Here is a 9,269-nt window from a genome sequence, read left to right as displayed (position 1 = left end):
TTTCTCACCTCCAACCCCCTAACCCCAAACCCCAAACTTTCTTACCGCAACCAAGGCTCCGGGTTCACGTTCTTGCTTTCCACCATCAGCAGCAGATCGATCTGGCCACCGCTGCCGTCGTCGGCGGGACCGGTACGGCCAATGACCTGGCCGGTGCGGATCTGGGAGCCCTTGCTTACGTTGGCCGAAGACAGGTTGCTGTAAATGGTAAAGTATTTACCATGACGCACCATCACCATCATACCATCGCCCAGGTTGGCCACTGAGCTTACCTCGCCATCAAATACGGCTTTTACCGAAGCACCTGCAGCAGGCGTGGAAATAGTGATACCGGGGTTGTCGAAGTCGAGTGAACCCACTTTACTACGGCCGAAAGGAATGCTCACCACGCCATTGTCCACGGGCCAGGGCAGCTTGCCCCGGTTGTTCTGGAAGCCGGTGTTGAGGGCCACGTCTTTCTCGTTCAGGTTGAGGTAGCTTTCCACCTTGCGGGGCGCTACCTTGATTTCCTCTTCTTCCTCCTCTTCAACTTTGGGCGTGGCAACGGCTACGGGCGGTGCCGTGGTTTTGGCGGTTGTATTGCCAGTAGCGGCATTATTCTTTCTCGCGGCAGCGGCACGGTCAGCGGCGGCCTTGTCGGCAGCGGCTTTATCTGCGGCGGCTTTGGCAGCACGGGCAGCGGCACGCTCGCGGGCGATGCGTTCTTTTTCGGCAGCCACGCGGCGGCGCTCTTCTTCTTCGGCGCGCTTGCGGGCAGCTTCAATTTCGCGGCGCACAACGGCGGCAATGGCGCCCTTCAGCTGTTGGTCGCGTTTGCGTTTTTCGGCCAGCTGCTTGCCCAGGTCACTTTCCTGCGACTTCAGCTTGGCCACAACGGCATCGGTTTCCTTGCGCTGTTCGTCCAGCACCTGCTTTTGCTGGGTCTGGTTGGTGAGGGCCGCGTTCTTTTCCTGCTTTTTACCCAACAGCTGGTTCTTGCGGTCGGTGATCTGCTGTTGCGTTTGCACAATGTTGTCTACCTGCTGCTGGCGATAGGAGCGGTACGACTTCAGGTAACGTACGCGTTTCAATGCATCGTTGAAGGAGGATGCAGAAAAAATAAAGTTGAGGTAATCGTAATTGCTTTTGTTTTTATAGGCATACACCACGCTGCGGGCATATTGCAGGCGCAGGGTATCAAGCTCGCGCTGCAGCCGGTTGATCTCCAGGGTGCTGAGGTAGATCTCATCGCTCACCACCTTGATCTCTTTATTGATGTTGTTGATGTACTGGTTTTGGAGGGCCAGTTTTTTCTGCAGCAAACTCAGTTGACCAAGGGTTTCTTTCTTCTGGCCTTTTACTTTATTGTATTGCGATTGTATCTCGCTGATTTCTTTCTGGATGGCGGCACGTTCCCGTTCCATCCGGGCCCTGTCGGCCACCACCTGTCCAAAGGCCAGGGTGCCCAACAACACCGTTATCAGCAAAGCACAGAGTTTCTTCATTCGGATCTATTTACAAGGTTTTCTAGTAACGAAGCGGGCCGGTTTAAATTTTACCGTTCCTTAAAATTGCGGGGAACGGAGAAAGGAAAACTCACTTCTTCGTTGAAACCATATTGTTTGAAGTTGAGTGCTATGTCCAGTTTCTTTTTTTCTACCACGTTGATGCGGCGGCCGGTGGCAAAACGTTTATTGTTGCGCTGCTCGTAGTCGCTGTACGACAGTTCGGCGGTGCGGCTGCGGGTGATATCGGCGTCATCCAGCTTGATGCGCTGTAAGGTGAGGTCGGAGGTGTTCAGGGAAAGCAGGGTCTTGAACCAGCGGCCGAGGGTTACCATATTGACCGCATCGGCGGTGTTGCTGAACGATACGATATTACTGTCCAGGAAAACCGGGTTGCCAATGAGCAGGTCCTGAACGGTACGCAGGCTCAGGGGCAGGGCGGTCACTTCCTGCAGATAATCGATGCTGCGGGCCGTGTACACCTTGTTTTGCTTGTCGAGCAGCTTTACCGAATCGCGGGTGATGAGCATCCGCATGGCTTCAATACCCAGGATGGCATTTACCGATATCCATACGGCGCTGTCTTTAATCATGCGCAGGTTGGCGTTGAGGTCGTAGCGCTTGCCTTCGGCATCGCGGTAGTCCACATTAATTTTGGCGGTAAAACTGCGGAAATCAATACGGTTGGAGTCCAGTGCAGTCTGCACCCGGTGTACGGCCCTGGCCGAGTCGGACTCGTTGGAAGTAGTAACGGTAGCCGCCGCAACCGTATCCTTCTGGGCAATGGCGGTCTGTATTTTCTTGGTGCTGCGGCAAGCCGTAAGCAGGCCCGCGGCCAGGCAGATTGTCAGTAAATAACGCATGCTTTAGTTTTTGCCGGTGGAACCAAAGCCACCATCGTTTCGTTGGGAAATAGCCAGGCTGTCAACGGGTTGCCATACCACTTTTTCTACCTGCTGCACCACCAGTTGGGCCACACGGTCGCCGGGATGAATGGTTTGCGGCTCGGCCGACAGGTTGACCAGGATGGCGTGTATCTCGCCGCGGTAGTCGGCATCGATGGTACCGGGGGCGTTTACACAGGCAATGCCCTGCCTGATGGCCATGCCGCTGCGGGCACGCACCTGTGCTTCGTAGCCTTCGGGTAGTTCAATAAAGATGCCCGTAGGAATCATGGCCCGCTCCAAAGTGCCCAAAGTTATGGGTGCCGCCAAACTGGCCCGCAGGTCCATACCCGAAGCGCCGGCAGTGGCGTATTGGGGTAACGGATTGTTGGAACGGTTGATAATTTTTACTTCCAGGGGCATAGGCGCCAAAGATAGGATGTGGGGAAAGGAAAGGTGTTAAGAAGTTGGAAAGAAGAAGGAGTTTAGGGTTGGGAGTTTGGAGTTTGGGGTTAATCTTCTGGCTACTTAGCGTTTGCGTATAATTGGAAACTTCTGCACACACAACAACACCAAACACCAAACCCCTAACTCCAAACTCCTAGCTTTCTAACAACACCGTCGCATACGCCACCACGCCCTCCTTCCTGCCCACATACCCCATCTGCTCGTTGGTAGTGGCCTTGATGGATACATCGCGGATGGTGAGGCCCAGGATTTCGGCAATGGTTTGCTGCATCTGCGGCACAAAGGGCTTGATCTTGGGTGCTTCCAGCAGCAGGGTGCTGTCGATATTCACGATCCGGTAGCCTTCTTTTTGAACCAGCTCGTAGGTGCGGCGGAGCAGGATCTTGCTGTCGATGCCTTTAAACTCGGCGCTGGTATCGGGGAAATGCACCCCGATATCGCCCAGGGCCAGGGCTCCCAGCAGGGCATCGCAGATAGCGTGGAGCAGCACATCGGCATCGCTGTGGCCAATGGCGCCTTTATCGTGGGGCACGTGTACGCCGCCCAGCATCAGGTCGCGGCCCTCGCCCAGTTGGTGCACATCCACACCCATACCTATCCGGATACCCATAGTTGCAATTTGGCGCAAAGATAGGAACCGCAGTTTTGTTTGATTTTTAATGATTTGTATGACCCGTGCCGCCATCCGCACACTCCGGGATAGTGCTGCATGAAAAATATAGCCTCATGTACATCATTTCTTTTATTTACACGCCCAACAATGACCAGGCATTACCTGTTTAAGTCATATGAAAATACTCCTGCTCTTCACCGCCCTGCTGTTGCAACAGGCCGTATCTGCACAGCAAAATGTCCGGATCAGCTTTCTGAACGACTATAAAGATGTGTACCACCTCTCCCTAATCCTGTACACCCCCGACGGGAAAAACCAGACAAGGGTGAGCAACCTGGAGCCGGGACAGGTAAAAACCTACACGCTTCCTGCCGGAACCGAGGTGTATGTTGCCGACTGGAAGCAGGAAAGCTTTGCCATGCAGGGCAACGATATCAAGGCATCGGGGCAAAAGCCCGACCTGGTGCTTGGCGGGGACAAAAAAGAGATCGCCATCACTTTAAGCCGTTTCAAAAAAGTTGCGCCGCAGGCCAATAAGTAAAAAGCAACCACCTTCTTTTTTGCCCATTGAACATAAAAAAAGCTGCCCCTAAGGGCAGCTTTAAAGCATTTGTGCGGATATAATTAGTAGGCGCTGTTACTTTCTTCACCGCCAAAGTCGAATACCAGCGAAAAGCGCAGGGTATTGCTCAGAGGGTTTTGGTTTACACCCGAGCCTGTAGGCACCAGATAGGAAAAGTTGAGGCCAACAGTATTGTATTTCACGCCAACACCGGCGGTAAAATAGCGGCGGTTGCCCTTGGTTTTGTTTTCGTGGAAATAACCGGCACGTACGGCAAACAGGTTATTATAAGAATACTCGGCACCTGTAGAAATTGAAAACTCACGCAGTTCCTCGCTAAAGCCACCCGGCGCATCGCCCAGTGAAGAGAACCAGGAGCTCACCACGCTCTTGTTGCGGTAGTTGGCAAATGCCTGGTTGTCGGCATTGATATCGCCAGTGGACACCGGAGGCGTAGGCACCAGCAGTTTGTTTACATCCAAACCAAACATAAATCGGTTGCTTTCATCCAGCACCCTGGTATAGGTAGCACCCAGGCCCAGGTTGGCAGGAATAAAATCACGCTGGTCGGTATTATCGGTATAGCCAATCTTGGAACCCAGGTTGGTGATGGCGGCACCGGCAGCAAAACCCTGTCCGTACTCATCGGCATTGTTGAAATAAAAACCCAGGTCGGCAGCTACGGCATTACCGGCCTTGTAGGTAGCGCCACCGGCAGAAGCAACACCTGTTGCCAGCGCGGAGTTGATGTATTTCAGGCCCACACCCAGACCTACTTTTTCGGAAAGGCGGCGCGAATAGCCAAAGTCGAGGCCAAACTCACGGGGATTGTTGGAGCCCAGCGAATTACCGTTCTGGTCGGTAAACTGGATATTACCCAGGCTGAAGAAGCGCAGCGAACCGCTTACCGCCTGCAGGTCGTCCAGCTTATAATAACCCGAAGCCGAAGCCAGGTACACATCATTTACCAGGTTCTTGAGCCAGGGCGTATAGGTGATATTGATGCCGGCAGGGTTGGTATTGAAAGGCACTTTGCCCAGGTTGAAAAACGAGGAAGCCGCATCGGGGGTAGTGGCAATGGACAGGTCGCCCATACCGCCAGCGCGGGCATCGGGCGAAATACGGAGAAAAGGCACGGCAGTAGTTACAATATTTAACTGTTGCTGCGCCTGCACAAAAGAGGGTACGGCCACTGCCAGCATCAGGGATAATGCGGCAGAAAGCTTCAATGCAGTTGATTTCATTGTATGATTATTATCATTAAGGAGCGGAACGAAAATAAAGTCTTTTGCAATCTGTACGATAAAAAGCTCAACACCCAGGCACACAGGCCTGCCACCGCTCAGGTTTTGTTGATACTGGCAAAAGCCGGTTTGAGCCCTAAAACGGCGGGCAGTCGCCTTTATTGTTTTGTTAACACCTACCCCTTCAAAATAATTTTGACCTGCCGCCGGCCGATTATCCAGGGCAGAGATTGCCCACAAACTTTTATATTCGCCGGGCGTTGTCTTCTTTTTGTGCCCTGTACAATAAAGACCAAAAGCCCTCGTTTATGCTCATACTGAAACACGGGTTTAGGACGGCGCACCATTAGCCGGTGTCCTTTTGAAAGACAAACTCTTTAACATGCAAGTGAAACATTATTTTCTCATCCTTTCCGCTGCGGCCCTGTTGGCATCCTGTAAGGGCGGAGGCCTTTTTGGCAAGAAGAAGTACGACAAGTCGGATGTAACCGGTTGGAACTACAACGACAAAAACATGGGTGGCTACCAGATAGCCAAGTCGAAAGACCAGGAAACCGGTCCCGGCCTCGTGTTTGTGCAGGGTGGTACCTTTACCATGGGCCAGACTGAAGAAGACGTGATGTCGGACTGGAACAATATTCCCCGCCGCGTAACGGTTCCTTCTTTTTACATCGACCGCACCGAGGTGGCCAACGTACACTACCGCGAGTATATCCACTGGCTGACCCGCGTATTTGACCCCGAGGCAGACGAAAACAACCGCAAGATAATAGACGCTGCGATGCCCGATACCCTGGTATGGCGCAGCGAGCTGAGCTACAACGAGCCCCTCGTTGAATACTATTTCCGCCACCCCGGCTTTAACGAATACCCTGTGGTAGGTGTTAGCTGGCGGCAGGCTTACGATTTCTGCCTGTGGCGTTCGGACCGTGTGAACGAAGGCATCCTGATGAACAAAGGCTATATCGCCAAACAGGGCATCCAGGGCCAGCAACAGGAAAACAACTTTACTTCCAAGAGCTACCTGCTTGGCCTGTACCAGGCGCAGCCCGGCAAAGGCGCTACCAGCAAAAAGAACCCGCTGAAAACGCCCCAGGGTACCCCCCGTACGCAGGTAAACATGGAAGATGGTTTGATGCTGCCCGACTACCGCCTGCCTTTTGAAGCAGAGTGGGAATATGCAGCTTATGGCCTGATCAACAACAATCCCCGTCCTTCGCTGAAAGAAGGTAAGCGCGGTGAGGAACTGATCTCGCAAAAGCAGGTTTATCCCTGGAGCCAGAACGTAAATGGCCTGCGCGAAAGCAAACATGGCAGCTGGCAGGGTCAGTTCCTGGCCAACTTCAAGCGTGGCTCGGGCGACAACGCCGGTGTGGCTGGTGGTTTGAACGACCGCGCCATCTACACCGCTCCAGTAAAATCTTTCTACCCCAACGGCTTTGGTGTGTATAACATGGCCGGCAACGTAAGCGAGTGGGTGTTCGACGTATTCCGTCCCCTCACCATGCTGGATGCCGACGACGTAGCCCCTGTACGTGGTAACAAGTTCATGAAGCTGTACAAAAACGAAAGCGGTGAAGCTGAAGTAGACAGCACCGGACGTGTGAAGATGGTACAGGTTACCGACGAGGAAGTGCGCAACCGCCGCAACTACCAGCGTGGTAACGTAATCAACTTCCTGGATGGTGACTCCCTGTCGAACGCCTCTTACGGCTATGGCCAGACCACCCTGGTAAGCGACAAGAGCCGCGTATTTAAAGGTGGCAGCTGGAACGACCGCGCCTACTGGCTGAGCCCCGGCACCCGCCGCTATATGGAGGAAGACCAGGCCAGCAGCACCATCGGTTTCCGATGCGCCATGGACCGCATGGGCAGCCCCGAAGGCAACAAGCGCAAAACCGGCACCTACTTCCCCCAACGCCGTCAGAGCAGATAATTTAATTGCATGTTTGATACAAAGCCCTCCCATCCGGAGGGCTTTTTTTATTGCTCATAACACGGCCCGCAACCCCAGCCCGCCCAATACCCAATACCCCATTCCTCCGCCCTTCTCCCTGACAGAAATCAAGCAGGCGGCTGGCCGTTTACCAGTACCTTTACAACCTATGAACATGGCAGACCTGTACCAGGTGTACCGGCAGTATCCATCGGTACAAACGGATACCCGCAAACTGAAAGCCGGCGACCTATTTTTTGCACTTAAAGGCCCCAATTTCAACGGCAACCTGTTTGCGCAGCAAGCCCTCAACAGCGGTGCTGCCTTTGCTGTAATAGACGAAGCATCCTACGTCATTGAAGGCAAAACCATCCTGGTACCCGATGTGCTGGAAGCACTCCAAGCATTGGCGCTCCACCACCGCCAGCAACTGGATATTCCGTTCCTGGCTATTACCGGCAGCAATGGCAAAACCACCACCAAGGAGCTGATCCATGCGGTACTGAGTACTACCTTCCGCACCTATACCACCGAGGGCAACCTCAACAACCATATCGGCGTGCCGCTCACCATTTTGAAGATCCGCGAGGATGCACAGATGGCCGTAATTGAAATGGGCGCCAACCACCAGAAAGAAATTGCCTCTTATTGCCGCATAGCCCTGCCAACGCATGGGCTGATCACCAACTGTGGCAAAGCACACCTCGAAGGGTTTGGCGGTGTGGAAGGCGTGCGTAAAGGCAAGGGCGAGTTGTATGACGCCCTGCGTGCAGGCAAGGGAACCGCTTTTGCCATGTGGGATTACGATTACCTCCACAGCATGAGCCTGGGTATCGACCATATTGTAAAGTATGGCACCACCGAAGGCGATGTGGTGGGCAGCGTACTCCAAAGCGATCCTTTCCTGCAGGTACAGTTCACCAGCGGACTTGAAGGGATGGTGAATACCCAACTGGTAGGCGCCTATAACCTGCCCAATGTACTGGCAGCCGTTGCGGTGGGTTTGCATTTTGGTGTGACACCGGAAAAAATCAGATTGGCGCTCGAAGGCTACGCGCCTTCCAACAGCCGCTCGCAGCTGGTAGCAAAAGGCAGCAACAAGATCATCCTGGACGCGTATAATGCCAACCCTAGTAGCATGAAGCTGGCTATTGAGAACTTTGCCAAACTGGCCGGTGACAACAAAATCCTGCTGCTGGGCGCCATGGCCGAGCTGGGCGAAGAAAGCCTTGCCGAACACCAACAGATCATCCAAACCATTGCGCAATATTCCTGGGCAGCAGTAGCCCTGGTAGGTGGCGATTTTCAAAAGATCGATCACTCCTACCAGCGGTTCGATACCGCTGCTGAAGCAGGCGCATGGCTGGCATCCCTGGATCCGCAAAACAGTACCTTACTGGTGAAAGGATCGAGGAGTACCGGCATGGAAAAAGTGGTGGAGTATTTGAAGTGAAACGGCAAACGGCAAATGTGAAAGGTGACTAACAAATAAGATCCGATACGTACAATACCTTTGTGCTGATTGAGTTCAATTCACGTTTGACGCTTCACGTTTCACGACAGCCAATACACCACTCCCAACAGCAGCATAACCATTGACCTTTTAAACTTCCGATGTTCATGAGCACCCATAAACCGCCCCGCGCCTACCTCACCAATGTATTTCAGTGCCGCTGTCCCCGTTGCCGCGAGGGTAAGCTGTTTAAAAATGGGGTGAGCGCTAACATCAGCAAGAACAATGAAATGAACGAGCTGTGTCCTGTATGCGGCCAGCCTACCGAAATTGAAGTAGGCTTTTACTACGGCACCGGTTATGTAAGCTATATGCTGGCAGTGATGGTGAGCGGCGCCACCTTTGTTGCCTGGTGGTTGTTCATCGGCTTTTCTTTTACCGACAACCGCTTTGCCTGGTGGATCGGCATCAATGCCGTTATCCTGATCCTGCTGCAACCCTGGCTGATGCGCCTGAGCCGCAGCCTCTGGATGTCGTGGTTTGTACGCTACGATCCCACCTGGCGTGATAATATGCCCCGCGATTATGAACGCATTGTTCCGGGACAGATGAACAACTGGTAGTA

9 protein-coding genes are annotated in these 9,269 nt (G+C 53.3%); 4 read left to right on the top strand and 5 right to left on the bottom strand.

What is annotated here, in order from left to right; translation table 11 throughout:
- Nucleotides 1-41: 41 nt before the first annotated feature.
- From BUE76_RS05745 to ispF, 4 genes are all read right to left on the bottom strand, one after another.
- A complete protein-coding gene (locus BUE76_RS05745) occupies nucleotides 42-1,484 on the bottom strand; it encodes a murein hydrolase activator EnvC family protein (RefSeq protein WP_073048633.1) in 1,443 nt (480 codons plus the stop codon).
- A gap of 50 nt (nucleotides 1,485-1,534) precedes the next feature.
- Nucleotides 1,535-2,347, bottom strand: coding sequence for a DUF4292 domain-containing protein (locus tag BUE76_RS05740; protein ID WP_073048631.1), 813 nt, complete (start codon nucleotides 2,345-2,347; stop codon nucleotides 1,535-1,537).
- Between the two features lie 3 nt (nucleotides 2,348-2,350).
- Nucleotides 2,351-2,791 (bottom strand): dUTP diphosphatase, encoded by a 441-nt coding sequence (gene dut, locus BUE76_RS05735; RefSeq protein ID WP_173702658.1) that lies wholly within the window; start codon nucleotides 2,789-2,791, stop codon nucleotides 2,351-2,353.
- Nucleotides 2,792-2,969: 178 nt separating this feature from the next.
- A complete protein-coding gene (gene ispF, locus BUE76_RS05730) occupies nucleotides 2,970-3,446 on the bottom strand; it encodes a 2-C-methyl-D-erythritol 2,4-cyclodiphosphate synthase (protein WP_073048629.1) in 477 nt (158 codons plus the stop codon).
- Nucleotides 3,447-3,624: 178 nt separating this feature from the next.
- Between ispF and BUE76_RS05725 the strand changes: the two genes are divergently transcribed.
- Nucleotides 3,625-3,990: a hypothetical protein gene (locus BUE76_RS05725; RefSeq protein ID WP_073048627.1), complete on the top strand. Its 366-nt coding sequence runs from the start codon at nucleotides 3,625-3,627 to the stop codon at nucleotides 3,988-3,990.
- Nucleotides 3,991-4,073: 83 nt separating this feature from the next.
- Here BUE76_RS05725 and porV read toward each other — a convergent pair whose 3' ends face one another.
- On the bottom strand, nucleotides 4,074-5,255 hold the full coding sequence (gene porV, locus BUE76_RS05720; RefSeq protein WP_073048657.1) for a type IX secretion system outer membrane channel protein PorV: 1,182 nt from the start codon (nucleotides 5,253-5,255) through the stop codon (nucleotides 4,074-4,076).
- Between the two features lie 382 nt (nucleotides 5,256-5,637).
- Here porV and BUE76_RS05715 point away from each other — a divergent pair, with 382 nt between their 5' ends.
- The 3 genes from BUE76_RS05715 to BUE76_RS05705 all read left to right on the top strand — a co-directional run bounded on the left by BUE76_RS05715 (nucleotide 5,638) and on the right by BUE76_RS05705 (nucleotide 9,267).
- Nucleotides 5,638-7,191: an SUMF1/EgtB/PvdO family nonheme iron enzyme gene (locus BUE76_RS05715; RefSeq protein WP_143157481.1), complete on the top strand. Its 1,554-nt coding sequence runs from the start codon at nucleotides 5,638-5,640 to the stop codon at nucleotides 7,189-7,191.
- A gap of 175 nt (nucleotides 7,192-7,366) precedes the next feature.
- Nucleotides 7,367-8,644 carry a UDP-N-acetylmuramoyl-tripeptide--D-alanyl-D-alanine ligase gene (locus tag BUE76_RS05710; protein ID WP_245798434.1) on the top strand — a complete coding sequence of 426 codons (1,278 nt, stop codon included), beginning with the start codon at nucleotides 7,367-7,369 and terminating at the stop codon, nucleotides 8,642-8,644.
- Nucleotides 8,645-8,811: 167 nt separating this feature from the next.
- Nucleotides 8,812-9,267: a DUF983 domain-containing protein gene (locus tag BUE76_RS05705; protein WP_073048651.1), complete on the top strand. Its 456-nt coding sequence runs from the start codon at nucleotides 8,812-8,814 to the stop codon at nucleotides 9,265-9,267.
- Nucleotides 9,268-9,269: the final 2 nt, after the last annotated feature.

It is taken from the genome of Cnuella takakiae, from assembly GCF_001953305.1.
GTDB classification, from domain to species: domain Bacteria; phylum Bacteroidota; class Bacteroidia; order Chitinophagales; family Chitinophagaceae; genus Flavisolibacter; species Flavisolibacter takakiae.
Note: the sequence above shows the minus strand (reverse complement) of the source record. Positions and strands in the feature narration are given on the sequence as shown.